Source organism: Nonomuraea fastidiosa (assembly GCF_042751225.1).
Classification (GTDB): domain Bacteria; phylum Actinomycetota; class Actinomycetes; order Streptosporangiales; family Streptosporangiaceae; genus Nonomuraea; species Nonomuraea fastidiosa.
This window is the reverse complement of record NZ_CP170570.1, coordinates 6464795-6488892: the sequence shown is the minus strand read 5'-3', so window position 1 is coordinate 6488892 and position 24098 is coordinate 6464795. Positions and strand designations below refer to the sequence as shown.

Annotated in this window: 21 protein-coding genes and 4 pseudogenes; 13 read left to right on the top strand and 12 right to left on the bottom strand. The window is 71.8% G+C overall.

What is annotated here, in order from left to right; genetic code table 11:
* Window positions 1-37: 37 nt before the first annotated feature.
* From ACFMQL_RS29770 to ACFMQL_RS29760, 3 genes and pseudogenes are all read right to left on the bottom strand, one after another.
* A complete protein-coding gene (locus ACFMQL_RS29770) occupies window positions 38-400 on the bottom strand; it encodes a peptidase inhibitor family I36 protein (RefSeq protein WP_364053784.1) in 363 nt (120 codons plus the stop codon).
* A gap of 207 nt (window positions 401-607) precedes the next feature.
* A complete protein-coding gene (locus ACFMQL_RS29765) occupies window positions 608-1486 on the bottom strand; it encodes an FAD-dependent oxidoreductase (protein ID WP_378788078.1) in 879 nt (292 codons plus the stop codon).
* Window positions 1487-1616: 130 nt separating this feature from the next.
* Window positions 1617-1730: pseudogene (locus ACFMQL_RS29760) on the bottom strand (FAD-dependent oxidoreductase); the annotation flags it as partial.
* A gap of 65 nt (window positions 1731-1795) precedes the next feature.
* Here ACFMQL_RS29760 and ACFMQL_RS29755 point away from each other — a divergent pair.
* From ACFMQL_RS29755 to asnB, 5 genes and pseudogenes are all read left to right on the top strand, one after another.
* Window positions 1796-2245, top strand: a complete 450-nt coding sequence (locus ACFMQL_RS29755; RefSeq protein ID WP_364053787.1) for a MarR family transcriptional regulator — start codon at window positions 1796-1798, stop codon at window positions 2243-2245.
* A 57-nt stretch (window positions 2246-2302) separates the two neighbouring features.
* Window positions 2303-3637, top strand: a complete 1335-nt coding sequence (locus ACFMQL_RS29750; protein ID WP_378788076.1) for an MFS transporter — start codon at window positions 2303-2305, stop codon at window positions 3635-3637.
* Between the two features lie 256 nt (window positions 3638-3893).
* Window positions 3894-4994 (top strand): annotated as a pseudogene (locus ACFMQL_RS29745) (cytochrome P450); the annotation flags it as partial.
* A gap of 32 nt (window positions 4995-5026) precedes the next feature.
* A complete protein-coding gene (locus ACFMQL_RS29740; RefSeq protein ID WP_378788074.1) occupies window positions 5027-5218 on the top strand; it encodes a cytochrome P450 in 192 nt (63 codons plus the stop codon).
* 81 nt (window positions 5219-5299) lie between these two features.
* The gene (gene asnB, locus ACFMQL_RS29735; RefSeq protein WP_378788072.1) at window positions 5300-7138 is read left to right on the top strand and encodes an asparagine synthase (glutamine-hydrolyzing); all 1839 of its coding nucleotides are present in this window, start codon (window positions 5300-5302) and stop codon (window positions 7136-7138) included.
* Between the two features lie 46 nt (window positions 7139-7184).
* Here asnB and ACFMQL_RS29730 read toward each other — a convergent pair.
* Window positions 7185-7358 (bottom strand): annotated as a pseudogene (locus tag ACFMQL_RS29730) (hypothetical protein); the annotation flags it as partial.
* A 139-nt stretch (window positions 7359-7497) separates the two neighbouring features.
* Here ACFMQL_RS29730 and ACFMQL_RS29725 point away from each other — a divergent pair.
* Window positions 7498-8040 (top strand): PadR family transcriptional regulator, encoded by a 543-nt coding sequence (locus ACFMQL_RS29725; protein WP_378788070.1) that lies wholly within the window; start codon window positions 7498-7500, stop codon window positions 8038-8040.
* A gap of 86 nt (window positions 8041-8126) precedes the next feature.
* Complete coding sequence (locus ACFMQL_RS29720; RefSeq protein ID WP_364053801.1) at window positions 8127-9299, top strand: FAD-dependent monooxygenase; 1173 nt, start codon at window positions 8127-8129, stop codon at window positions 9297-9299.
* A gap of 61 nt (window positions 9300-9360) precedes the next feature.
* Here the strand turns inward: ACFMQL_RS29720 and ACFMQL_RS29715 are convergent, their stop codons facing one another.
* Entirely contained in the window at window positions 9361-10833 is a 1473-nt protein-coding gene (locus ACFMQL_RS29715; protein WP_378788067.1) for a helix-turn-helix domain-containing protein, read from the bottom strand.
* 260 nt (window positions 10834-11093) lie between these two features.
* Here ACFMQL_RS29715 and aceA point away from each other — a divergent pair, with 260 nt between their 5' ends.
* The gene (aceA, locus tag ACFMQL_RS29710; RefSeq protein WP_364053804.1) at window positions 11094-12380 is read left to right on the top strand and encodes an isocitrate lyase; all 1287 of its coding nucleotides are present in this window, start codon (window positions 11094-11096) and stop codon (window positions 12378-12380) included.
* Window positions 12381-12472: 92 nt separating this feature from the next.
* On the opposite strand, the gene ACFMQL_RS29705 is transcribed toward aceA, so the two are convergent.
* From ACFMQL_RS29705 to ACFMQL_RS29695, 3 genes are all read right to left on the bottom strand, one after another.
* Entirely contained in the window at window positions 12473-14101 is a 1629-nt protein-coding gene (locus ACFMQL_RS29705) for a protein kinase (RefSeq protein WP_378788065.1), read from the bottom strand.
* A 293-nt stretch (window positions 14102-14394) separates the two neighbouring features.
* Window positions 14395-15231 (bottom strand): siderophore-interacting protein, encoded by an 837-nt coding sequence (locus ACFMQL_RS29700; protein WP_364053810.1) that lies wholly within the window; start codon window positions 15229-15231, stop codon window positions 14395-14397.
* A gap of 94 nt (window positions 15232-15325) precedes the next feature.
* On the bottom strand, window positions 15326-16303 hold the full coding sequence (locus tag ACFMQL_RS29695) for an alpha/beta hydrolase (protein ID WP_378788063.1): 978 nt from the start codon (window positions 16301-16303) through the stop codon (window positions 15326-15328).
* 345 nt (window positions 16304-16648) lie between these two features.
* Here ACFMQL_RS29695 and ACFMQL_RS29690 point away from each other — a divergent pair, with 345 nt between their 5' ends.
* The 3 genes and pseudogenes from ACFMQL_RS29690 to ACFMQL_RS29680 all read left to right on the top strand — a co-directional run.
* Window positions 16649-17344, top strand: coding sequence for an ABC-2 family transporter protein (locus ACFMQL_RS29690; RefSeq protein WP_364053816.1), 696 nt, complete (start codon window positions 16649-16651; stop codon window positions 17342-17344).
* Window positions 17337-18125: an ABC-2 family transporter protein gene (locus tag ACFMQL_RS29685; RefSeq protein ID WP_364053819.1), complete on the top strand. Its 789-nt coding sequence runs from the start codon at window positions 17337-17339 to the stop codon at window positions 18123-18125. Before ACFMQL_RS29690 ends, ACFMQL_RS29685 begins: the two co-directional genes overlap by 8 nt.
* 2 nt (window positions 18126-18127) lie before the next feature.
* Window positions 18128-18817, top strand: a pseudogene (locus ACFMQL_RS29680) (ATP-binding cassette domain-containing protein); the annotation flags it as partial.
* Between the two features lie 50 nt (window positions 18818-18867).
* Here ACFMQL_RS29680 and ACFMQL_RS29675 read toward each other — a convergent pair.
* Window positions 18868-19350 (bottom strand): hypothetical protein, encoded by a 483-nt coding sequence (locus ACFMQL_RS29675; protein ID WP_378788061.1) that lies wholly within the window; start codon window positions 19348-19350, stop codon window positions 18868-18870.
* Window positions 19351-19462: 112 nt separating this feature from the next.
* On the opposite strand from ACFMQL_RS29675, the gene ACFMQL_RS29670 reads away from it, so the two are divergent.
* Together ACFMQL_RS29670 and ACFMQL_RS29665 are read left to right on the top strand one after the other, a co-directional pair.
* The gene (locus tag ACFMQL_RS29670) at window positions 19463-19999 is read left to right on the top strand and encodes an MFS transporter (protein ID WP_364053825.1); all 537 of its coding nucleotides are present in this window, start codon (window positions 19463-19465) and stop codon (window positions 19997-19999) included.
* A gap of 48 nt (window positions 20000-20047) precedes the next feature.
* Window positions 20048-20770 carry a YcnI family protein gene (locus ACFMQL_RS29665; RefSeq protein ID WP_364053828.1) on the top strand — a complete coding sequence of 241 codons (723 nt, stop codon included), beginning with the start codon at window positions 20048-20050 and terminating at the stop codon, window positions 20768-20770.
* Between the two features lie 86 nt (window positions 20771-20856).
* Here ACFMQL_RS29665 and ACFMQL_RS29660 read toward each other — a convergent pair whose 3' ends face one another.
* The 3 genes from ACFMQL_RS29660 to ACFMQL_RS29650 form a co-directional block, all read right to left on the bottom strand.
* Window positions 20857-21798, bottom strand: coding sequence for an ABC transporter permease (locus ACFMQL_RS29660; protein WP_378788058.1), 942 nt, complete (start codon window positions 21796-21798; stop codon window positions 20857-20859).
* A complete protein-coding gene (locus ACFMQL_RS29655) occupies window positions 21785-22753 on the bottom strand; it encodes an ABC transporter ATP-binding protein (protein WP_364053834.1) in 969 nt (322 codons plus the stop codon). Before ACFMQL_RS29655 ends, ACFMQL_RS29660 begins: the two co-directional genes overlap by 14 nt.
* 86 nt (window positions 22754-22839) lie before the next feature.
* Window positions 22840-23994 (bottom strand): DUF2092 domain-containing protein, encoded by a 1155-nt coding sequence (locus tag ACFMQL_RS29650; RefSeq protein ID WP_364053837.1) that lies wholly within the window; start codon window positions 23992-23994, stop codon window positions 22840-22842.
* Window positions 23995-24098 lie beyond the last annotated feature (104 nt).

The window sequence follows — 24098 nt, the reverse complement described above, 5'->3', positions numbered from 1 at the left end:
GGGGGATCCCCGGCCGCCGGCCGCGCCAGCCGGTGGATCAGCAGTAGCGTGCGGGCGCGATGCGGTCCATCACGCCGCCGAACCTGCCCTTGTAGTTGGAGCTGTAGTCGCCCCGCGAGGCCAGGCGCTTGGCGCGCCAGTTCCACTCGGAGTCGGCCGTGTCGACGAAGCACGCGCCGCTCGTGGCGACGAACGAGCCGACGTTGTCGGCGTGCGTGCTGCCGATGAACCTGTTGCCGTTCGCCTCCCACCAGGTGTAGACGGCGCCGGTGTAGTTGGCGCCGGTCCACAGGCACACGTGGGCGTGGCAGGCCGGCACGGCCGCCTGGGCCGTCGCGGCGGGCACCGCCAGGAGAGCGGCGGCGAGGGCGGGCGCGGCGATCACGCTGAGGATCTTCATGATGCTCCTTCCGTGTCTGCTGGAACACCACGGGACGTTATACGCGACGTCATCGAATGAACACGATGAGTAAGGTGGATCTCACTGCCCGGCCCCTATTTCGGAAGGACCATCACTCCTCTGACCTCGTGGGGCGAGCTGACGCCCGCGACGGAAAGGGAGAACATGCAGGTCAACGGGGTTCGAGCGAGACGGCGTGATGACGGGTCAGCCCACCTGGACGGAGAGGCGGTTGCTGAAGCGGGCCGGCATCGTCGTCTGCGCCGTTTCCGGGACCAGCCGGGCGAGGATCGGCGGTGTGCGCCAGTTCGCCGGGTTGCGCCTGGCGAGCCGGGAGACCAGGGAGATGTGCGGGTAGCGGGCCCGCTCGTTCGCGCGCAGCCGCGCCGCCGGGTCGCCCGCGCCGGCCAAGGCCCGCCCGAGCGCCCAGGCGCCCTCCAGGGTCTGGTTGGCGCCCTGGCCGAGGGTGGGCGGCATGGTGTGCGCGGCGTCGCCGGCCAGCGTCACCCGCCCCGCGCCCCACACCTCGGGCACCTTGTTCCAGTGGTGGCCGAAGAACTCCAGCTCCTCCTCGCGGGCGGCGGCGAGCACGTCGGAGACCGGCGAGCGCCAGCGCCCGAACCTGCGCCGCAGCTCGGCCGGCGGCGCGGCGGGCCGGGGATCGCGGGGTGACCAGCGGACGTCGAACCACCACTGCAGCAGCCCGCCGCCCGCGGGCATGAGGCCGCAGGCGCCCTCCCGCCCGCTGATCATGAGGTGCCTGGTGGTACCGGTGATCTCGATGTCGATGCGGCTCATGCCCTGCCAGGTGCCGAACGTGGCGGGCCGTACGGTGCCCTCGCCCCACAGCTTCCGGCGTACGACGGAGTGGTGCCCGTCCTCGCCCACGAGCACGTCGCCGGTGGCCGTGGAGCCGTCGGCGAAGACGGCGGTGACACCGTCATCGTTGTGGCGTACGTCGCGGCAGGCCATGCCGTAGCGGACGACGTCGCAGGGCAGCCCGGCGGCCAGCCGGTCGAGCAGGTGGCGGCGCGGGACGGCCCTGGTCGGGAAGCCGTAGCGGGCGGCGGCGTGCGTGAGGTCCATGGTGGTGCGCAGCCTGCCGCGCGGGGTCAGTGCCGTCGATCCTGTCGATGCGGGCGCCGACGCCGGCGAGCGAGACGCCGAGGTCGTCGAGTATCGCGTTGCCGTTGCTCCAGGCCAGCAGCGCCTTGCCGCCGGTGCGGCGCTCGGGCGCCTGCTCGTACACGCGGACGCGGTGACCCGCGGCCAGTAACACGCGGGCGATGGCCAGCCCGCCGATCCCCGCGCCGATGACGATGACATCCATCCGATTTTCTCCGCTTCGATGTATCTTCGCTTCGAAGTTACATTGGCGGCAAGTAGGGTGGCCCGGTGGGTTCCGCGCAACCAGAAGCCGTCTTCCGCGAATTCGTGATCGCGATCCTGGTGCACAACGACGCGCTCGCCGACCGTCTCGGCCTGCAACCCGCCGACGTGGCCGCCCTCATGCTGCTCGAGACGCGCGGCCCGCTCGCCGTGGGCACGATCGCCGAGGAGCTGGGGCTGCCGTCCGCCTCGACCACCCGCCTGATCGACCGTCTGGAGAAGGGCGGGTACGCCCGGCGCGTCCGCGGCGAGCGCGACCGCCGCATGGTGACCGTGGAGCTCGTGCCCGAGGGCCTGGCGGTGTACGAGGCCGCCTGCGAATCCACCAGGAAACACCTCGAAGCGCTCGCACAGCAGCACGGGATCGAGCGGATGCCGATGATGCTGGAGGTCTTCGCCATGGTCGGCTCCGCCTACCGGACCGCGCTCCGCGACCTGCGCGCCGAGGCGGGCTGACCTTCCGCCGAACCGCCGAGTGGCCCGACATTTCCGTCATGGGGTGCGGAGTTAAAGTTGCCCTCCGGGAGGCGCTCCCGGACCTCCCCCGCCAGGCAGCAGCGCGCACCACAGGGAGGACATGACGAACGCGCCTCGGGAACGGCCTTCATCCCGCTGGGCGGCTGGCTGTCGGACCGGTACGGGGCCAAGCGGGTGTTCGCGACCGCCATCGTGGTGTTCGGCCTGGCCTCGGTCGCCTGCGCGGCCTGCACCTCCTTATGGCAGTTCGTCGTGGCCCGCGTCGTCCAGGGCGCGGGCGGCGCGCTGATGATGCCGGTCGGGCGCATCATCGTGCTGAAGAACGCCGGCAAGCGGGACCTCATGCGCGCGACCGCGCTGATCACTTGGCCGGGGCTGGTCGCGCCGGTCATCGCCCCGGTGCTCGGCGGCGCGCTCACCACCTGGTACGGCTGGCAGTGGATCTTCCTGCTGAACGCGCCGCTCGCCCTCGCCGGGACCGCCCTCGTCCTGGCGTTCGTGCCGAGCGTGCGCGACAGCGAGCCCAAGCCGCTCGATCGCGCCGGCACCGTCCTCATCGTCACGTCGCTCAGCTTGACCATCTACGGACTGTCCGAGCTGGCGCACCCGTCCGCGGTGGGTCTCGACCTCGCCCTGCTGGCGGTCGGGCTGCCGGCAGGCGCGGCCGCCGTGTGGTGGTTCCTGCGGGCCGAGCATCCGCTGGTCGGTCTCGGGCCACTGCGGGTGCCCACGTTCGCGGCGGCCAGCCTGCACGCGGGCAACCTCATCCGCCTGGCGATCAGCGGGACGCCGTTCCTGCTGCCGCTCATGCTGCAGGAGGCGTGGGGGCAGACGCCGCTGGAGGCGGGGCAGCTCGTGCTGGTGTACTTCCTCGGCAACCTCGTCGTGAAGGTGATCACGACGCCGCTGATGCGGTGGCTCGGCTTCCGCACGGTGCTGGTGGGCAACGGGATCGCGGTGGCGCTGTCGATCGCGGCGTTCGGGCTGCTGGACGCGCGTACCGCCTTCGCCGTGGCGGCCGTGGTGGCGTTCGTGGCCGGGGCCACCCGGTCGATCGAGTTCACCGGCACCAACACGCTGTCGTTCGCCGACGTCGGCTCCGCCGATCGCGCCTCGGCCTCGACGCTGTTCAGCATGATGCAGCAGCTCTCCGTGGCGCTGGGAGTGGCGGTGGCGGCGATCGCGCTGCAGTTCGCGCACGGCGGGTCCGGTACGCCGCTCACGCAGGGCGACTTCACAGCCGCCTTCTGGGTGACCGGCGCGATCGCGCTGACGGGCGCGCTGCTGATGCTGCGCCTGCACCCCGACGCCGGCAACGAGGTCACCGGCCACCGCCCGCGCCGGCGCCGCAGAGCCCCCGCCGACGCCTGACCTCGATCCGCCGAGCCTCCGGCGCCGTCCGCCGCCGCCGCGAGATCGTCCGGACGCGCCACCCGAGCGAGCGCCCGGTCCCGTCGCCCTCTTCTCCCTCCCTGAAGGGACCTCGGCTCGCGAGATCGTCAAGTGAGCGCGGCCGACGCCTGATGGCGACGCTCCTGCGCCGGCCACCTCGGAGCGGACGCATGATGGCGATCGACGGCCGCGCGGGGCCACCGGAGTCTCGGGAATCACGCTGCGCGTATGTCATATGACGGTAAGTTACTCTCTCGTGACGGTCTGCCGCAGTACCCCCCGACCCTGGGAAACCCTGGTGGGCAGCGGCGCGCTGCCTGCCGCGCTGCTGGCCGGCGACGGCGTCGTGGAGAGCATGCTCCGCCGTACGGGAGGCATGTTCGGCCTGTGGGCCCCCGGCCTGGGCAGGGCCGTGGTGGTGTCCGATCCCGCGCTGGTCAGAGCGGTCATGCGGGCGCCCGACGGCGTGATGGCGGCGAGCCCGGCCGGCCGGATGCGCGAGCCGGTGATAGGGCCGCGCGGGCTGGCGCGGCTGGAGGGCGACGAGCATCGCGAGATCCGCTCGATCATGGTGCCGGTGGTCCGCGACCGGGTGCACGAGCGGCTGCGCGCGGCCACGGAGCGGCTGGCGCTGCGGGCCGCCGCCAAGTGCCCGCGCGGCAGGCCGTTCCCGCTGCGCCCGCTGCTGCACAGGGCGCTGCTCGAGGCCGTGCTGGAGCTGATCGTGGGCCTCTCCCCCGAGCGGCAGCGGGCCTGGCGGGTGCCGCTGCGCGAGCTGCTGCGCCGGGCCGACTCGTACGAGGTCACGGTGCGCTACGCGCTGCGGCACGCGGGCGCGCTGGACTGGTGGCCCGGCTACCACCGGGCGAAGGAGGCGTGCGACCGGCTGATCCACGCCGAGATCGAGCGGCGGCGCAAGACCGGCGGCGAGGGCGGCGATCTGCTCGGCGCGCTGCTGCGGGCCCGCGACGACGACGATGCGCCGCTGCCCGACGCGGTGGTGCGCGACCAGGTGATGAGCATGATCGCGGGGGCGCGTACGACCACGGCGAACGGTCTTGCCTGGGTGTTCGAGCGGGTGGTGCGCCACCCCGAGGTGCTGCGCCGGGTGACCGGCGAGAGCGAGCGGGGCGAGGGCGACGCGTACGCGAGCGCGGTGACGTACGAGGCGCTGCGGGTGCGCCCGCCGGTCACGTTCTTCGGCCGTACGGTCAGACGGCCGTTCGAGCTGGGCGGCAGGGTGCTGGTCCCGGGCACCACGGTCATCGTGCACCTGCGGACGCTGCACCACGACCCCGCGCTCTATCCCGACCCGGCCGCGTTCCGCCCCGAGCGCTGGCTCGACGGCAGGCCGCCGGCTACGGGTGGATGCCGTTCGGCGGCGGCGCGCACACCTGCCTGGGCGACCGCCTCGCGATGGTGCAGATGCGGACGTTCCTGCAGGTCTTCACCCGCGAGCTGGCGCTGTCGCCGGCCTGGCCGGGTGACGAGCGGGTCAGGTGGAAGGCGTTCTGCAACGTGCAGGCGGCGGGCTGCCGCGTGATCGCCCGCCCGCGATGACCACCTTTGCCGCGCCTTTTCCCAACGGTCTACCCGTTACCGGGCACGATTCCGAGCCTGGGGTGAGACGGGGGACCGAACATGTGTGGCATCGCCGGCTGGGTGGACTTCGAGCGCGACCTGCGGCGGGAGCGGCAGACCGCGCAGGAGATGACCGGCACCATGGCCTGCCGGGGGCCCGACGACGAGGGGCTGTGGCTGGCCCCGCACGCCGCGATCGGGCACCGCAGGCTGGCCATCATCGACCTGGCGGGCGGGCGGCAGCCGATGGTGGCCGAGGAGGAGGGCCGCGAGCTCGCCGTGCTGACCTACAGCGGCGAGATCTACAACTTCGAGGAGCTGCGCGCCGAGCTGTCGAGCCGCGGCCACGTCTTCCGCACCCGCAGCGACACCGAGGTCCTGCTGCGCTCCTACCTCGAATGGGGCGAGGACCTGGCCGAGCACCTCAACGGCATGTACGCGTTCGCGATCTGGGACCCCCGCGCCGAGCGGCTGCTGCTGGTGCGCGACCGCATGGGCATCAAGCCGCTCTACTACTACCCCACCGAGCACGGGGTGCTGTTCGGCTCCGAGCCCAAGGCCGTGCTGGCCAACCCGCTGGCGAGCCGCGTGCTGGATCTGGAGGGGCTGCGCGAGCTGCTGGCGTTCGTCAAGACGCCGGAGCACGGCGTGCTGTCCGGCCTGTACGAGGTCCGCCCCGGTCAGATCGTCCTGGTGGACAGGGACGGCCTGGTCAAGCGCCGCTATTGGCGACTCGAATCCCGCGAGCACTCTGACGACGTGGCCACGACCGTGAAGACCGTGCGCGAGCTGCTGGACGACATCGTGGCCAGGCAGCTCATCAGCGACGTGCCGCTGTGCGCGCTGCTGTCGGGCGGCCTCGACTCCAGCATGATCACTTCGCTGGCGGCCAGGCTGCTGCGCGAGCAGGGTCTCGGCACCGTGCGCTCGTTCTCGGTGGACTTCGCCGGGTACACCGAGAACTTCAAGCCCGACCTCACCCGTTCCACGCCCGACACGCCGTACGTGCACGAGCTGGCCCGCTTCGCCGGGGCCGACCACAGCGACATCGTGCTCGACTCGGCCGCGCTGATGGACCGTGAGGTGCGCGCGGCCGTGCTGCGGGCGCGCGACCTGCCGATGGGCATCGGCGACATGGACACCTCGCTCTACCTGCTGTTCAAGGCGATCAGGGAGCACTCGACGGTGGCGCTGTCCGGCGAGTCGGCCGATGAGGTGTTCGGCGGCTACCGGTGGTTTCACGACCCGGAGACGGTGTCGGCCGAGATGTTCCCGTGGCTGGCCAGTCCGGCCTTGTCCGCGCACGCGGGCGCGGAGCGCCTGTTCCACGACGATCTGCAGCGGCAGCTCGACCTGTCCGGCTACCGGGAAGAGCGCTACCGCGAGGCGCTGGCCGAGGTGCCGCACCTGCCGGGCGAGAGCGGGCACGAGCGGCGCATGCGGGAGATCGGCTATCTGCATCTGACCCGGTTCGTGCAGGTCCTGCTGGACAGGAAGGACCGGATGAGCATGGCGAACGGCCTGGAGGTGCGGGTGCCGTTCTGCGACCACCGCCTGGTCGAGTACGTGTTCAACGCGCCGTGGTCGCTGAAGACCTTCGACGGGCGGGAGAAGAGCCTGCTCAGGGCGGCGTCTGCGGACCTGCTGCCGGAGAGCATCCTGCAGCGGGTCAAGAGCCCGTATCCGGCCACGCAGGATCCCGCGTACGACGAGGGGCTGCGCGAGCGGGCCCGCGAGCTGCTCGACATCGCCGACTCCCCCGCGGCGCGGCTGGTCGACTGGGACAAGGCCCGCGCGACCGTCGAGGAGCCCGCCTCGCCGGAGACGCGGGCGGCGCTGGAGCGGTTCGTCCAGCTCCACCACTGGCTGAGCCGTTACCGCGTCGACCTGGCGCTCTGACCGAGCCGCCCGGAGGGGCCGCTCAAAGGGCCGCCCAGAGTGCCGATCAGAGATGCCGCCCGGAGAGCCGGCCGGCGATCTCGCCGGCCGTCAGCACCAGCGCGAACCCCTTGCGCAGCACGGCCAGCTCAGGCTCCTGACGTGACTCGTCGTCGGTGGCGGTGACGTCGGAGCCGAAGACCACCCGGTAGCCCCGCTCGTACGCCTGCCTGGCGGTGGTGCCGCAGCAGCAGCGCCGACCGTTCCGCGTGGACGTCGAAACCCGCCCGCCCCCGCTCGTACGCCTCGCGCGCCCGCTGCGTCACCCACTCCTCGGTGTAGATCACGGCTTATACCTCGATTCGATATACCTCGTTTCGATGTGGCACGATAGCAGCGTGCTGGAGCTGGCGATACTGGGATTCCTGGCCGAAGGGCCGCTGCACGGCTACGAGCTGCGCCGCAAGGTCGCCGCACTGTCCGGCCACGCCCGCCCGGTCAGCGACGGGAGCCTCTATCCGGCGATCAACCGCCTGGTCAAGGCCGGCCTCCTCGACCGCCGCGACGAGCCGGGCGCGGCGGCGGCCCGGCGCCAGACGCTCACGCTCACCGCGGCCGGCCGCGACGAGCTGCTGCGCCGCCTGCGCGAGCCGGCCGAGCACGACATCACCGACGGCAGCCGCTTCTTCACGATCCTGGCCTTCCTGTCCCTCCTGCCCGACCCGGGCGAGCGCGCGGCCGTGCTCCGCCGCCGCCTCGCCTTCCTGGAGCAGCCGGCGAGCTTCTTCCACGACGGCGACCGCCCGCTGCGCGCCGCCGACATGAGCGATCCCTACCGGCGCGGCATGCTCGTCATCGCGCGGGCGACCAGCCGCGCCGAGCGCGCCTGGCTGCACGAGATGCTCGACGGCGACCCGGCGTGAGCGCGGACCCTCCCACCGGCCACCGCGCCACGCTCTGTTACCCTCTGTAACGTCCTGCTGTCATTGCGTCACATCGGGGGTTTGGGGTGAAGGTCGCGTGCGTCGGCGGCGGTCCCGCCGGTCTCTACTTCGCGTCGCTGCTGAAGCGCACCGATCCGGCGTGCGAGGTCACGGTCTACGAGCGCTATCCCGAGGGCTCGACGTACGGATGGGGCGTGACGTACTGGGACGAGCTGTACGCCAACCTGCGCGCCATCGACCCGGAGTCCGCGCACGCCATCCGCGACGCCTCGGTGCGCTGGAAGACCTGGGTGGCCCGCGTCGGCGACCAGCCGCCCGCCCGGATCAGCCACTGGGACGGCGGCTTCGGCATCGGCCGCAGCGTGCTGCTCGCCATCCTCGCCGACCGGGCACGCTCGCTCGGCGTGGACATCGAGTACGGCCGTGAGATCTCCGGCGAGGAGGAGCTGGCCGACTGCGACCTCATCGTGGCCTGCGACGGCGTCAACAGCGGGCTGCGCGAGCGGCACGCCGGACACTTCGGCACCGCCGTCACGGCCGGCCGCAACGCCTACCTGTGGCTGGGCACGACCAAGGCGTTCGGCCCGTTCACGTTCTCCTTCGCCGACACCCCGTACGGCTGGATCTGGTGCTACGGCTACGGATACGACCCCGGCCACAGCACCTGCGTCATCGAGTGCTCACCGGAGACGTGGGAGGGGCTGGGCCTGCACGAGGCCACCGACGCCGACGGCCTCGCCATGCTGGAGAAGCTGTTCGCCGACATCCTCGACGGCCATCCGCTGATCGGCCGCGACGACGCCGGCGAGAGCGCCCGCTGGCTGAACTTCCGCACGGTGACCAACGAGCGCTGGTACCACGGCAACGTCGTGCTGATGGGCGACGCCGCGCACACCACCCACTACTCGATCGGCGCGGGCACGGCGCTCGCGCTCGGCGACGCGGCCTACCTGGTGCACGCGCTCACCACCGAGCGGGACCTGCCGTCGGCGCTGGCGAGCTACGAGCGGGGCCGGCAGCGTACGATCCGGCGCGCCCAGAAGGCGGCGCGCTACAGCGCCCGCTGGTACGAGAACCTGCCGCGCTACGTCCACCTGCCGCCCGACCAGCTGCTCGCGCTGCTCGGGCAGCGGCACTCGCCGGTGCTGCCGCACGTGCCGCCGCGCCTGTACTACCGCTTCGACCGGGCGGTGGAGCAGGCGTCGTCGTGGTGGTCGCGGATCACCGGGCGCGGCTGAGCACGGCTTCAGGCATCGGCCGAGTGACCTTCAAGGGCGGAGGCCGCCGTTCCAGGCCTGCTCAGGCGTCGGCCGCGTGCCGTTCCAGGAACGTGTAGACGTCGGCCTCGTCCACGCCGGGGAACGATCCGGGCGGCAGCGCGGCCAGCACGTGGCTGTTGGCGCGCGCCGACGGCCAGGCGTAGCCCTCCCAGCGTTCGGCCAGCTCGGCGGGCGGGCGGCGGCAGCAGTCGCCGTTGGGGCAGTTGGAGCGGGTGCGGTTGGTCGTCTCGCGCCCGCGGAACCAGCGCGACTCCTTGTACGGCACCCCCAGCGTGATCGCGAAGTCCCGCTCGCGCGACGGGTCGACGTGGGCCACGCAGAAGTAGGTGCCGGTGGGCGAGTCGGAGTACTGGTAGTAGACGGAGAACCGGTCGGGTGAGGCGAACACCTGACGCCCCGACCACTGCAGGCACATCCGCTGGCCCTCGATGGCGCCCTGCTCGTCGGCGGGGAAGACGATGCCGTCGTTCTCGTACGCCTTGTAGATGATGCCGCCCGCGTCGTTGCGCACGAAGTGGCAGACCAGGCCGAGGTGGTGGGTGGCGAGGTTGGTGAAGCGGTGTGCGGCCATCTCGTACGAGACGGCGAAGACGTCGCGCAGGTCCTCCACCGACAGCGCGCGGTCGGCCTTGGCCTCCTGGAGGTAGAGCGCGGCGGCCTTCTCCGGCACGAGGATGGCGGCGGCGAAGTAGTTGGCCTCGGTGCGCTGGCGCAGGAAGTCGGCGAAGTCGCGGGGCTTGTCGTGGCCGAGCGCGAGGTGGCCGAGCGTCTGGAGCAGGATCGTGCGCGGGGTGTGCATGCCGAGCTGCTCGTGCTTGACGTAGATGCGGCGGTGGCGCAGGTCGGTGATGGAGCGCACCGAGCGCGGCAGGTCCTGCGCGGTATGCACGGTGTAGCCGAAGTGCGTGACCAGGCTCTGGATCATGCTCTGCGAGAGCGCGCCGGTACGGTAGCCGACCGCCTCCAGGGCCTCGGCCGCCGCCTTCTCGATCTCCGGGAAGTAGTTGCCCACCTCGCGCTGGCGGCGGCGCAGCTCGGCGTTGGCGGCCCTGGCCTCCTCCGGCGTGGCGGTGCCCCTGGCCTGGCGGGCGCGCAGCTCGCCGTACAGGCCGAGGATGTGTTCGAGCACGTCGTTGGGGACACGGGCGGAGACCTTGAGCCTGGGCAGGCCGAGACCGGCGTAGATGGGGTCGCGCTGCGCCTCCTCCAGCGCGATCTCCAGCTGGGCGCGGCGGCTGGGCGGCTGCCGGCGCAGCAGCTCTTCGATGGGTACGCCCAGGGCGTTCGCCAGTGACTTGAGCAGGGAGAGTTTCGGCTCGCGCTTGCCGTTCTCCAGCAGGGAGAGCTGGCTCGGGGCCCGGCCGACGCGCGCGCCGAGGTCGGACAGCGTGAGGCCGCGCTGTTTGCGCAGGTGGCGCAGCCGCTGTCCGAACGCGATCAGATCGAGCTCTTGCGTCAAAGACAGCGGTTCTTCGCTCAGCACGGACGCCATGCCGGAATCTTAGACAGAAATTCCGGGCATTTTCTAGAAGCAGCGCCCCACAGAGCGACGCTGGGCCGCGACCGCCCACCGCCCGCGGGATTGGTCTAGGCCAAAGGTAAAACTCGCGATTTCTTCACACTTGAATACCAGCAAGTAATGCATGAACACGAAAAATCAGCGCATCTTCTCAGCTCGATGCCCTATTTGACCATGGTTGCCAGGGCAGAGACTTCGGCGTGAGCCCCAGGGGACGACCGAAGGAGTGAACGGTGAACGATCGCCTCAAGGGAGCTGCCGAGCAGCTGCGGGACGAATGGGAGAACCACCCTCGCTGGGAGGGCGTCGAGCGCACCTACAGCGCCGAGGACGTGATCAGGTTGCGTGGGAGCGTCCAGGAGGAGCACACGCTGGCCCGGCTCGGCGCCGAGCGGCTGTGGAGCCTCCTGCAGACCGAGGACTACGTCAACAGCCTCGGCGCGCTGACCGGCAACCAGGCCGTGCAGCAGGTGCGGGCCGGCCTGAAGGCCATCTACCTGTCCGGCTGGCAGGTCGCCGCCGACGCGAACCTGAGCGGGCACACCTATCCCGACCAGAGCCTCTACCCGGCGAACTCCGTGCCGGCGGTCGTGCGCCGCATCAACAACGCGCTGCTGCGGGCCGACCAGATCACCTGGGCCGAGGGCGCGGACGACGCGCCGCACTGGCTGGCGCCCATCGTGGCCGACGCCGAGGCCGGCTTCGGCGGCGTGCTCAACGCGTTCGAGCTGATGAAGGCGATGATCGCGGCCGGCGCCGCGGGCGTGCACTGGGAGGACCAGCTCGCCTCCGAGAAGAAGTGCGGCCACCTCGGCGGCAAGGTGCTCATCCCGACCGGCCAGCACATCAAGACGCTCAACGCCGCCCGGCTCGCCGCCGACGTCGCGGGCGTGCCCACCCTGGTCATCGCGCGGACCGACGCACAGGCCGCGACCCTGCTGACCAGCGACGTAGACCCGCGCGACCAGCCGTTCGTCACCGGCGAGCGCACCGCCGAGGGCTTCTACCGGGTCAGGAACGGGCTGGAGGCGTGCGTGGCGCGCGGCCTGGCGTACGCGCCGTACGCCGACCTGCTCTGGATGGAGACCGGCACGCCCGACCTCGACGTGGCCCGCGCGTTCGCCGAGGCGATCAAGGCCGAGTACCCGGACAAGATGCTCGCCTACAACTGCTCACCGTCGTTCAACTGGAAGGCGCACCTCGACGACTCCACCATCGCCAAGTTCCAGCGCGAGCTGGGGCACATGGGATACAAGTTCCAGTTCATCACGCTGGCCGGGTTCCACTCGCTGAACTACGGCATGTTCGACCTGGCACACGCGTACGCGACCGACGGCATGAGCGCGTACGTCGAGCTGCAGGAGGCCGAGTTCGCGGCCGAGGCGCGCGGCTATACCGCCACACGGCACCAGCGCGAGGTCGGCACCGGCTACTTCGACCTGGTCAGCACCGCCGTGGCGCCCGACTCCTCGACGACGGCGCTCAAGGGCTCGACGGAAGAGGAGCAGTTCGCACACTGACCTCGATCAAGGCTCGCCGGACGCCTCCAGGGCATGGGAGTGTTCCCCGGCGAACGGGCCGCGCCGGTTTCCCCCAGCACCGGCGCGGCCCTTCAGCGTCCCGACGGTGTGGGGTCGCCCGTGGCCGGGCTCTGCGAGGGCGCCGGTGAGGGCTCTCCCGGCTCCCCTGGGCCCTCCTGCGGGATGCCGCTGATCGAGGCCGACGGGATGGGGCAGGCGCGGCGCTGCACCGGACGCCTGATCGGGCGGTTCCCCGGCCGCGTCCGATGGCCGCCGGGCCACGCGCAGGTCTCCGGCTCGTCGTCGCCGCGCCCCCGGCCGCGATCGCCGTCCCTGCCGTCCGGGCCGAAGGTGCGCGGCGGGGTACGGGGAGTCGTGAACGTGCTGCGGGACGGCGGTGCGAGTGTCCTGACCGGCTCCTTCGTCATGGTCTCCGTGACGACCACCGTGGACGTGCCCGGCGGCGGAGCCGTCGTCGCCGGGCGCACCACCGGCAGGCCACGCCAGGCCGAGGCGGTGGGCCGGATGGTCGAGTGCGCGCTGCCGGACGTCTCCACGACGGCGGGCGGGTCGGCGGGCGGCAGCGCGCCGCCCTCGCCGCCCGTCCCGTCACCGCCGCCGGCCGCGGCGATCACGGTGAGCGCCGCGATGGAGACGGTGGCCAGCGCGGCGAAGCCCGCGTGCCCGAGATGCGCGGTCTGCCGGGCCCGCCGGCCGCGCTCGGCCGCACGGGAACGGTCCACATCGGCGGTGGCCGCTTCCGGGGTACGTGCGAGCCCGGCCGTGTGGCCGGGACCGGCCGCTGCCGGGTGCGGCACCGGGGTCCAGATCCTGGCCAGCACCTCGGACACCGCCTGCCGCGGGTTCCACGAATCGCCGACGCCGCCCGCCGCGAGCAGCGCACGCAGCAGGGCGGCGGCCAGGGGCCGCTCGGCAGGGTCCTTGGCCAGGGCGGCCGCGACGGTGGGCCGGAGCGGCGCGGGCACGCCGTCCAGGCGCGGCGGCTCGAACAGGATGCGCCGGGTGAGCACGTCGTCGTCGCCGCTGCCGAAAGGGTGGTGCCCGGTGGCGGCGTAGGCCACCAGACAGCCCCAGGCGAAGACGTCGGACGCGGGCAGCGCGGGCCCGCCGGTCAGCCGCTCGGGCGCCACCCATCCCGGACTGCCCATGACCTGTCCCGCCTGAGTGTGCGCGGCGGAGACGTCCACGTCGCGGGCGATGCCGAAGTCGATGACGCGCGGCCCGTCGGGCGACAGCAGCACGTTCGCGGGTTTGAGGTCGCGGTGCACCAGCCCGGCCTCGTGCACGGCCACCAGCGCGGCGGCGGCGCCGAGCGCGACGCCGTAGGCCAGGTCGGGCGTGAGCGCGCCGCCGGCCGTGACGACCTGGGAGAGCGCGGGGCCGGGGATGTACTCGGTGACGAGGTACGGGCGGTCCCTGTCGGCGCCGTCCTCGATGACGGCGGCCGTACAGAAGGGCACCAATCTGCGGGAGTATGCGACTTCTTCCGCGAACCGGGCGCGTAACGTGGCATCGTTGAGATGCACCGGATGCGGGGTCTTGAGTGCGACCAGGCCGCCCTGCGGGTGCTCGGCGAGGTAGACGACGCCCATCCCGCCGGCGCCGAGCCGGCCGAGCAGCAGATAACGGCCGATGATGACCGGGTCCCCCACCGTAAGCGGCCGCACGCCGGGAGGCATGCCGCTCGCACCACGCGTCATCCGGACCGCCTTCCCTGATCAGTGTCCTGCCAGAGCACACTGTGGCGGCATCCGCGGATGCTTTCCGCATGCCTTACACAAGGGGTATTGAAGGTAAGGCGGTCGTACCTTCTAGGTGAGTGAATGAAGTGACATAGCGGTCCGAAGTGGCGCTATGCCCTCAGGGTGGCCACGCCCCTTCCGGCCCTGCCCTGCTCCGGCCCTGCTCCGGCCCTGCTCCGGCGCTGCCCTTCCGGCGCTGCCCTTCCGGCGCTGCCCTTCTGGCGCTGCCCTTTTCCGGCGCCGAACGCTGGTCAGGACGCGATCGCCGCGGCCTCCTCGGCCTCCACCTGGCGGTTCCAGTCGCGCTTGACCGCGCGCCACGCCTCGTCGTCCACGCCCGCCCGCCAGTAGCCGGAGATGGACAGCCGATCGAGGCCGATCCCCCGCTCCAGCCGCAGGAAGCGGCGCAGCTCCTTCACGAACCCGGCCTCGCCGTGCACGAACGCGTGCACGTCACCCTCGGGGAAGCCGAGCGCGCGCACGGCGGCGACGAGCTTCTCGCCCACCGGCCGGTCGCCCCGGTAGAGCCAGGTGATGCGGGCGTCTGCGGAGGTCTCCAGCTTCAGCTCGTCCTCAGGGGAGTCGACCTCCACGAACACGTGCGCAAGAGCGTCTTCTGGCAGCGCTTCGAGCGAGGCGGCGATGGCCGGCAGCGCGCTCTCGTCACCCACCAACAGGTGCCAATCCGCCCGGGGGTCGGGCGCGTAGCCGCCGCCGGGGCCCAGCATGATCACCTCGTCGCCGGGCGCGGCCTGCGCCGCCCAGGGGCCCGCCAGGCCCTCGTCACCGTGCACGACGAAGTCGAGCGTCAGCTCAAGGGCGTCGGGGTCCCACGCGCGCACGGTGTAGGTGCGCAGCCTGGGCCAGAGCTGCCGCGGCATCGTCTCGCGGCAGATCTTCATGCTGAACGGCCGGGGATAGTCGACCCCTTCGTACGGGAACACGAGCTTGACGTAGTGGTCCGTATACCCGTTCGTCGAGAAGCCGGAAAGCCCGTCACCACCGACGACGAGCCGCACCATGTGGCGCGAGATGCGCTCGGTGCGCTGGACGACCCCCCGATGGTGGTCAACGTGGTTCTCCGGCATGAGCAGTCCCCCTGAGCAAGTTAGGTATACCTAACCTTACACTGCCCTCATTTCTCAGCGTATGCCTTTGCCCACAAATGGGACAGGCAAAAATTCAGGCCGCCGCCGTGTCACCCGCGGCGGACCCCGCTCCTGCCACCTCCCCCAGGAAGCGCGACATGTGCCGGAACGCCTGGCGCGCCTCCGGCAGCACGTCGGCCAGGATCGGGAAGACGTGCGGCATCCGAGGCCATTCCTCGTACCGCACCGGCACGCCCGCCTCCCGCGCCCGCGCGGCCACCCTGTGCGCCTCGTCGCGCAGCACCTCCGTCGAGCCGGTCACGATCATCAGCGGCGGCAGCCCGGTGAAGTCGCCGTGCACCGGCGAGACCAGCGGGTCCCACGGGTCGAGGCCCGAGGTCCACCAGCGGGCCAGCCAGCGTACCCGCCCGGCCGGCAGCATCGGGTCCTGCCAGCGGTTCTCGCGGCGCGGGATGTCGGTGAGGTCGGCCCACGGCGACAGGCAGATCGCCGCTGCGGGCAGCGGCCGGCCCGCGTCGCGCAGCGCCAGCAGGGTCGCGAGCGTCAGGTGGCCACCGGCGGAGTCGCCCGCCAGCACGACGTCCTCGGCCGCGTACCCCTGGCGCAGCACGCAGTCGTAGGCGTCGAGCGCGTCGGCGAGCGAGTCGGCCAGCTTGTGCACGGGCCCCTGGCGGTAGTCGAGCGCGAGGACCGGACGCCTGGCCGCCGCCGACAGCCGCCAGGTGATGGACCGGTGCGTACGCGGCGAGCATGAGAAGTAGCCGCCCCCGTGGAAGTAGAGCACCGCCTTGCGCTCGTCGAGCTCCCGCCCGGCGCGCACCCATTCGCCGCCGCACGCCGAGAACGCGGCGGCCTCCACCACGACGTGCTCGGGACACGGCACCCGCACCACCCGTCCGAGCTCGCCCAGCCGCGCGGCGCCCGCCAGGGCGAGCGGATGGCGCATGAGCAGGCTGGAGACCGGTTTGACAGTGCTCCACATCAGGCCGGTGAGCGCGCGGGCCTGCCAGCTCAGGGGGTAGTTGGGAACCACGTCCGTGTCGATCCGCATTGTGTGACCCTCCAAGGATGTCCTTCCCTGGAGATCGCGTTCCTACCGGCGAGTAAGTAACTCATCTCTTACCCGGACATTTCGGCACGGTGACGACCGCTGCCGATACCCCCGGCGATCCACCCGCGGTACGGAAAAAAGGCGTTGCCAAGAGCCGCCGCATCAGCGCATAATTCCGTGCTTCCCGATCGCGGACCCATGTGCGGGCCAGGCACGGAACGTCACCGCGCCATCACTCCCCGGAGGTGCCAAACCATACCGCTCTATGCCCGGCTCGTCCGGTACGGCTTTCGCAAACACGCCACCTACCTCGGGGCCGCACTCGCCGGCGCGTTCACCAACAGCGTGTTCGGCGTCCTGCGCGCCTACGTCCTCATCGCGCTCTGGCAGGCTCGCCCTGGGCTGGCCGGCTACGACGTGACCGACGCCGTGACCTTCTGCTTCCTCACCCAGGCGTTCATCGCGCCGATGCAGCTCTTCGGCGGCGGCCTGACCATCCCCGAGCGCATCCGCAGCGGCGACATCGCGCTCGACCTGGTACGCCCGGCGTCCCTGCAGCTGTGGACGCTGTCGGAGGACATCGGCAGGGCCGCCTACCTGTTCCTCGTGCGCGGGATCCCGCCGATGCTGATCGGCGCGGTGCTGTTCGGCATCAAGGTGCCCGCCGGCGCGGGTCAGTGGGCCGCGGTGGTGGCCGGTCTCGCCATCGCCGTCGTGCTCAGCTTCGCCTGGCGCTACCTGCTCGCCCTGTCGGTCTGCTGGCTGCTCGACGACCGGGGCGTCCAGGTGCTGTCGTTGGTCCTGATGACGTTCTTCTCGGGGATGATGGTGCCGCTGCACCTCTTCCCCGGCGCTTTCGGCGACATCGTCGCCGTGCTGCCCTGGGCGGCCATGGTTCAGGTGCCCGCCGACCTCTACCTCGGCAAGGCCGACGTCGTGGAGGCGCTGGCCTTCCAGGTGTTCTGGGCGGTCGTCCTGCTCGGGCTCGGCGCGCTCGGCACCCGCGCGATCCGCCACAAGGTGGTGATCCAGGGTGGTTAGGACGTACCTGCTGCTCGTCTGGACGTGGACCCGCTCCGCCGCCGCCTACCCCGCCTCGTTCGTGATGATGACCCTCTTCGGGTTCATCACGGCGGCGATCGACGTGGGCGTCATCCTGGTGGTCTTCGCCAACACCACCAGCCTGGCCGGTTTCTCCCGCGAGGAGGTGCTGTTCCTGTACGGCGCCGCGAGCGTGTCGTTCACCGTGTGCGACACGTTCGTCAGCAACCTCGACCGGGTCAGCCAGCACATCAAGGCGGGCACGCTCGACACGATCCTCATCAGGCCGGTCAGCCCGTGGCTGCAGCTGGCCACCGACCGGTTCAACCCCACCAGGATCGGCCGCATCGTGCAGGCGGGCCTCGTGCTCGGCTACGCGATCGCCGCCCTCGGCATCGACCCGCGGCGGGCCTGGATGATCCCCGTCATGGTGATCACCGGCATCGTCATCTTCGCGGCGCTGTGGACGCTGGCCGGCGCCGCGCAGTTCCTGCTGACCGACGCGCCGGAGGTGGTCAACTCCTTCACCTACGGCAGCCAGCAGCTCAACCAGTATCCGCTCAGCATCTATGCCCGCGACCTGGTGGCGGGCGTGACGTACGTGCTGCCGCTCGCCTTCATCAACTGGCAGCCCGGCCTGTACGTCCTGGGCCGTGCCGACCCCTTCGGCACACCGGAGTTCATGCGGTTCCTGGGGCCGGCCGTCGCGCTGGTCCTCGCCCTGGTGGCCGGGTTCGCCTGGCGGCAGGGCGTACGGCACTACCGATCCACGGGGAGTTGATGATGATCGAGCTCGACAGGGCCGGGCGCTCGTTCAAGGTGCGCGGCAAAGTCGTCCATGCCGTACGAGACCTGACCTTCACCGTGCAACCTGGGGAGTTCGTCGGCTACCTCGGGCCCAACGGCGCGGGCAAGTCCACCACGATCAAGATGCTGTGCGGCATCCTCACCCCCACGACGGGCACCGTACGGGTGGCCGGGCTGGAGCCGTCGCGGCGGCGCACCACGCTGGCGCGGCGCATCGGCGTGGTGTTCGGCCAGCGCACGACGCTCTGGTGGGACCTGCCGCTGAGCGACAGCTTCGAGCTGATCCGCCACCTGTACAAGGTGGAGCGGGCCACGTTCCGGGCCCGGCTCGACGAGCTGACCGAGACGCTCGACCTGGGCTCCTTCCTGCGCACGCCGGTGCGGCAGCTCAGCCTCGGCCAGCGCATGCGCGGCGACCTGGCGGCGGCGCTGCTGCACGCGCCCGACGTGCTGGTGCTCGACGAGCCGACGATCGGGCTCGACGTGGTCAGCAAGGCCGGAATCCGTGACTTCCTGCTCCGGCTCAACGCCGAACGGGGCACGACCGTGCTGCTGACCACGCACGATCTGGGCGACATCGAGCGCTTGTGCCGGCGGGTGATGCTGATCGACCACGGGCGGCTGGCCTTCGACGGGACGCTCGACGACCTGATGGCCACCGCGCCCGGCCAGTCGTCTCTGGAGGAGGTGGTCACCCGCCTGTACACGGGGGCGAATCAGTAGTAGCCGCCCTGCCGGCTGGTCTCGTACTCCTCGTCGTACTCGTCCTGCTGCCGCGACCAGCGTGACGGCATCAGCACGGGGATGAACAGGGCCACGCCGAGCAGCGCGTACACACCGCTGGTGAGCAGCGTCCTCGCGCCTTCGCCGGCTTCGAGGACGATCTGGTTCATCGACTGGCCCGACGGGATGAAGGACAGCGCCCTGTTGACGTCGAGGGCGTACACGACGGTCCAGGCCAGCAGCACCATCGAGGGCACGAACGTCGCGAGCGGCGAGATGCGGCCGGCGGTCACGAGCCCGACGACGAGACCCACCGCGGCCATCGAGCCCAGCGAGATCCACAGGGTCTTCTCGTCGACCGTGGTCGCCGCCGCGACATCGAGCGCGTGCCGGACCGCCCATCCGCCGCCCCCGAGCACGGCCGCCGTCACGACTACACCGACGAGCAATCCAGCTAAGTGCCGCAACGTTCTCACCTCTATGTCAACGTGGTCGGCACTGACACTAGCGACAAATGCCATATACGGCCCAGGCATTGGGCAGCTTGGGTCTCCACCGGCCTCGGCCCGTGAGACCATGAGCACACCCATGCGTGCGCAACTCCCGATGAGGCTCGCGCGGACGGCCGCCTTCGCCGCCGTCTGCGTGGCGCTGGCCGCTTTCGCCCACGTGCTCGGCGGCGGTGCCGCCCCGGCTCCGTGGACGGCCGCGCTCGGCCTCGCCGGGGTGTCGGTGCTGGGGCTGGCCCTGTGCGGCAGGGAACGCTCGGCGGGCACGATCAACCTGGCGCTGGTCGGGGTGCAGATCGGGCTGCACGAGCTGTTCGCGGGCGAGGGCGCCGGCTACGTGTCGGTGCACGGCCACGCGCAGGGCGGGCTCGGGGTCAACGCGGGCATGCTGGTGACCCACCTGACGGCGACGATCATCACCGGGCTGTGGCTGGCGCGCGGCGAGGCCGCGCTCTGGTCGGTGCTGCGCCGGCTCGGCCGCCGCCTCGTGCTGCTCGTCCTGCCCGCCGTACCCGTGCGGCCCCGGTGCGCTCCACCCGTGGTGACCAGGGTGCTCCCGCTGCGGCCGGTCTTCCGGCACAGCGTGGCCAGGCGCGGTCCGCCGCTTCCCGCCTGACCTTCTGACGCCCCTGTCCAACCCCCCGATCACACGTGGAGTTCTCGCATGTCCTTCGTACGCCGTGCGGCGACCGTGCTCGCCGCCACCGCCGCGCTCACCACCGCCCTGGCCCTGCCCGCCATGGCCCACGTCTCCATCCAGCCCGGCTCGGCCGAGCAGGGCGGCTTCACCAAGGTCGCCTTCCGGGTGCCCAACGAGCGCGACAACGCCTCGACCACCAAGATCGAGGTGTCCTTCCCCACCGATCACCCGCTGGCGTTCGTCTCGGTCAAGCCGGTGCCCGGCTGGAAGGTCGAGGTCACCGAGGGCGAGCTGCCCAAGCCGGTCACGACCGAGTACGGCGAGCTGAAGGAGGCCGTCACCAAGGTCGTCTGGTCGGGCGGCAAGGTCGAGCCCGGCCAGTTCCAGGAGTTCGAGGTGTCCATGGGGCAGCTGCCCAAGGACGTCGACTCGCTGATGTTCCCGACGAAGCAGACGTACTCGAACGGCGAGGTCGTCGACTGGTCGGAGGCGCCGAAGGCGGACGGCTCGGAGCCCGAGCACCCGGCGCCGCTGCTCAAGCTGGTCCCCGCCGCCGCTGACGAGAACGGCGCGGCCACGACCGCCGCGACCGCTCCGGCGAGCTCCGCGCCGTCTGTCGCGCCGGTGGCGGCGGCCGAAACGGCGTCGGACACCACGGCGCGGCTGCTCGGCGGGGCCGGGCTGCTGGTCGGTGCCGCCGGCGTCGTGGTCGGCGTGCTCGGCCTGCGCCGCCGCCCCTCGGCCTGACCCCTTCGTCCGTGCGGCGCTCGGGTCACGCCCCGAGCGCCGCACGGGCGCCCAGGACACTCACGACGCCCTGACGCTCCCGACGTTCAGGACGTGATGTCCTTGCCTGAGAAGCGCGCCCAGGCGATCGAGCCGAACAGCAGGATGTACGCCCCGAACGCCAGCAGCCCGTCGCGCAGCGCGGCCACGTCGATCGGGCTGCGCAGCACCGCGTCGAAGTCCGTGAACCTGGTCGGCAGCAGGTACGGGGTGACCGCGTTCAGGTCGGGGATGGCCCGCAGCACCTGGGAGACGATGACCAGCACGATGGTGCCGGCGATCGCCCCGATGGACACCTCGGTGAACGTCGACAGCGCAAGCGCGATCGCGGCGAGCGCGGCCATCCCGGCGCCGACGTATCCGACGCAGACGACGATCCGCAGCAGGCCCTCGGTCATGGTGACGGTGGTGCCCGACAGCAGCGTCACCGGCCCGGCCGGGAACAGCAGCAGCCCCGTCACCAGTGCCGACAGCGCCACCACCGCGGTCACGGCGTAGGAGTAGACGACCGCGTTGAGGAACTTGACCGCGAGCAGCCGGGTGCGGCCCGCGGGGGCGGCCAGCAGGTAGCGCAGGGTGCCCGCGCCGGCCTCGCCGGCGATCGAGTCGCCCGCCACCACGCTCACCGCCACCGGCATCATCAGCAGCACCAGGAACGAGAACGACAGGAACGTCAGCATCAGGCTGTTGCCCGCGACGTCCTGGACGATGCCGTCCATGCCCTCGCCCGAGCCGCCGACCGCCCGCAGGGTGATGCCGACGATGACCGGCACGAGGGCGAGCACGCCCAGGATCACCAGGTTGCGCGGGCGGCGGAAGGTCAGCCCGAGCTCGGAGGCCAGCAGCCGCCAGAACGCCGCCACCGGCCGCCCCACCCCGGCGACGGCCCCGGCCGTCCGGCCGCCATCGGCGGTCCCGGCGGCGGAGCCGGGGGAGCGCCGGTCGAGCGTGAACGTGCCGGCCGATCCCCCGTTCTCAGCCGTCGACATCGAAGCCCTCCCCTGTCAGTCCCACGAACACGTCTTCAAGGCTCGGCCGTACCACGGCCAGCCCGCGTACGGCGACGCCCTCCCCCACCAGGGCGGCGTTAACCCGCTCCGGCGCGTGGCCGCCCAGCTCGGCGGTGACGTGCGCGTCCCCGGTCCGCACGTCGTCCATGCCCAGGCGTTCCAGCACCCGGACGGCGGCGGCCGCGTCCGGCGTCTCGACCCGGATGCGGACGGCCAGCCCGGCGCTGAGCGAGGCGATCGTGCCCTGCGCCACGAGCTTTCCCGCACGCATGATCGCCGCGTGCGTGCACATCTGCTCGACCTCGGCCAGCAGGTGGGAGGAGACGAACACCGTGGTGCCGTCGGCGGCGATCTCCTTGACCAGCGCGCGCACCTCGCGGGTGCCCTGCGGGTCGAGCCCGTTGGTGGGCTCGTCCAGGACGAGCAGCTCCCGCGGCCTGAGCAGGGCGGCGGCGATGGCCAGCCGCTGGCGCATGCCGAGCGAGTAGGTGCGGTAGCGCTTGCCCGCAGCGGCCGCCAGCCCGACCCGGTCGAGCGCGTCGGCGATCCGCCGCCGGGCGGTGGCGCGCGAAGCGGTCGGGTCGGCCGCGTCGAAGCGCATGAGGTTGTCGGCGCCCGACAGGTACGGGTAGAACGCCGGCCCTTCCACCACCGCCCCCACCTTCGGCAGCGCCTGGACGGGCGGCAGCCCGAGCACGGACTGCTCGCCCGAGGTGGGCGTCACGAGGCCGAGCAGCATGCGGATGGTGGTGGTCTTGCCCGAGCCGTTGGGCCCGAGGAAGCCGAACACCGAGCCGCGCGGCACCGTCAGGTCGAGCGCGTCGACCGCCACCTGGCCGCTCCTGAAGCGCTTGGTCAGCCCCCGCGTGACGATCGCCGCGCCCACCGTCTCCACGAGCGTGTCCGGCGCGTCCGCACGCGTCGCCGTGTCCATCGTCTCCCCCGCGTCCGTACTGAATCCTCCTCCGCCGGAGGGCGGGGCCGCCCCGGAGGGCGCCCCCGCTTCGTGCGTGACCGACGTCACTTGACGCCCGCCGCCCGGATGATCTCCTCCGGGGTGACCGCGCCGACCAGCAGCCGGCCGTCGTCGGTGAGCAGGGCGGTGACGAGCTTGGTCTTGATCAGCCTGCCTGAGCCCCACGGGCCGCTGACCGGGGTGGCGCTGTTCAAGACGCTGTCGAGCACCGCCTGCGGGTCGCCGCCGCCGTCGAACCTGCCGTGGCCGCGGTGGCCGGAGCCGTCCTCGCGCGCCTGCTCGGCCTTGGCCGACAGCTCGCCGGGGTCGAACGGCAGCACCGCCACCCGCGCCCAGCCCTCGCCGACGATCTTCGCGGTGTCCGCGACGTCCTTGGCGTGCTCGGCGTGCTCGGCGTGGGCCGCCCGGTCGAGCCCGATCTCCTTCTCCTCCACCTTGGCGCCCGCGGGCGGGGTGAAGGTGAAGTTCTCGGCGGCCGGCGGCGTGAACGTGACCTGCGTGAAGCCCACCTGGTAGGCGGGCTCGGCCGAGCCCTTGGCGTAGATCTGGACCTGGAGCGGGACGTACGTCTCGCCGTCGAGCGCGATGCGCACCTCCTGCACCAGCGAGCTCTCCGCCTTGGGCGAGAGCACGAGCTGGTACACGGGCCGCCCGGCCACCTCGGCGGTGTTGATCACCCGGACGGCGGTGTGCTCGCCCGCCTCGGCCAGCACGCGCTCGGCCACCTGCTGCGGAGTGAAGTCCGTAGGCTGTGGCACGGGCGTCTCCGGCCGCTCCGGCCCGCCCTGCTTGATGGTCAGCTTGGTGGCGGTGTTGGTGGCGCTGTCCCAGTACCACGCCTGGCCGCCGTTCAGGATCAGGTTGGTCTCGTTGAGCTGGGTCGGCATGGCCACGCGCAGCTTGTCATCGGCGCCGTACCAGACCTTCACCTCGTGCGAGCCGGACAGCAGGCTCAGCGGCGAGGAGCCGGTGGCGGCGGCCGGTAGCGCGGGCAGGCCGAGCGAGGCCGTCTGCTGCACGGTGCCGGACATCGGCGGGATGCCGCCTTCCTTGCTGGTCGCCGCCACGGCGTCGGCGAGCAGCTGCTCGGCCGAGCGCTCCGGCAGCACGGGCTCGCCGCTCACGGCGGCGATGACGGGGCCGGCGCCGATCGCGGCTCCGATCACGGCGGCCGCCGCGACCGGGACCCCCCACCTCACGAGCGTGCCTCTTCGCATCTCACTCCTTCACGGTATGTCGATGCTCAGAGCCTGCGTCAGCGATCCTGTGGCGATCCTGAGACAGTCTGAGACGGCTCTCAGTC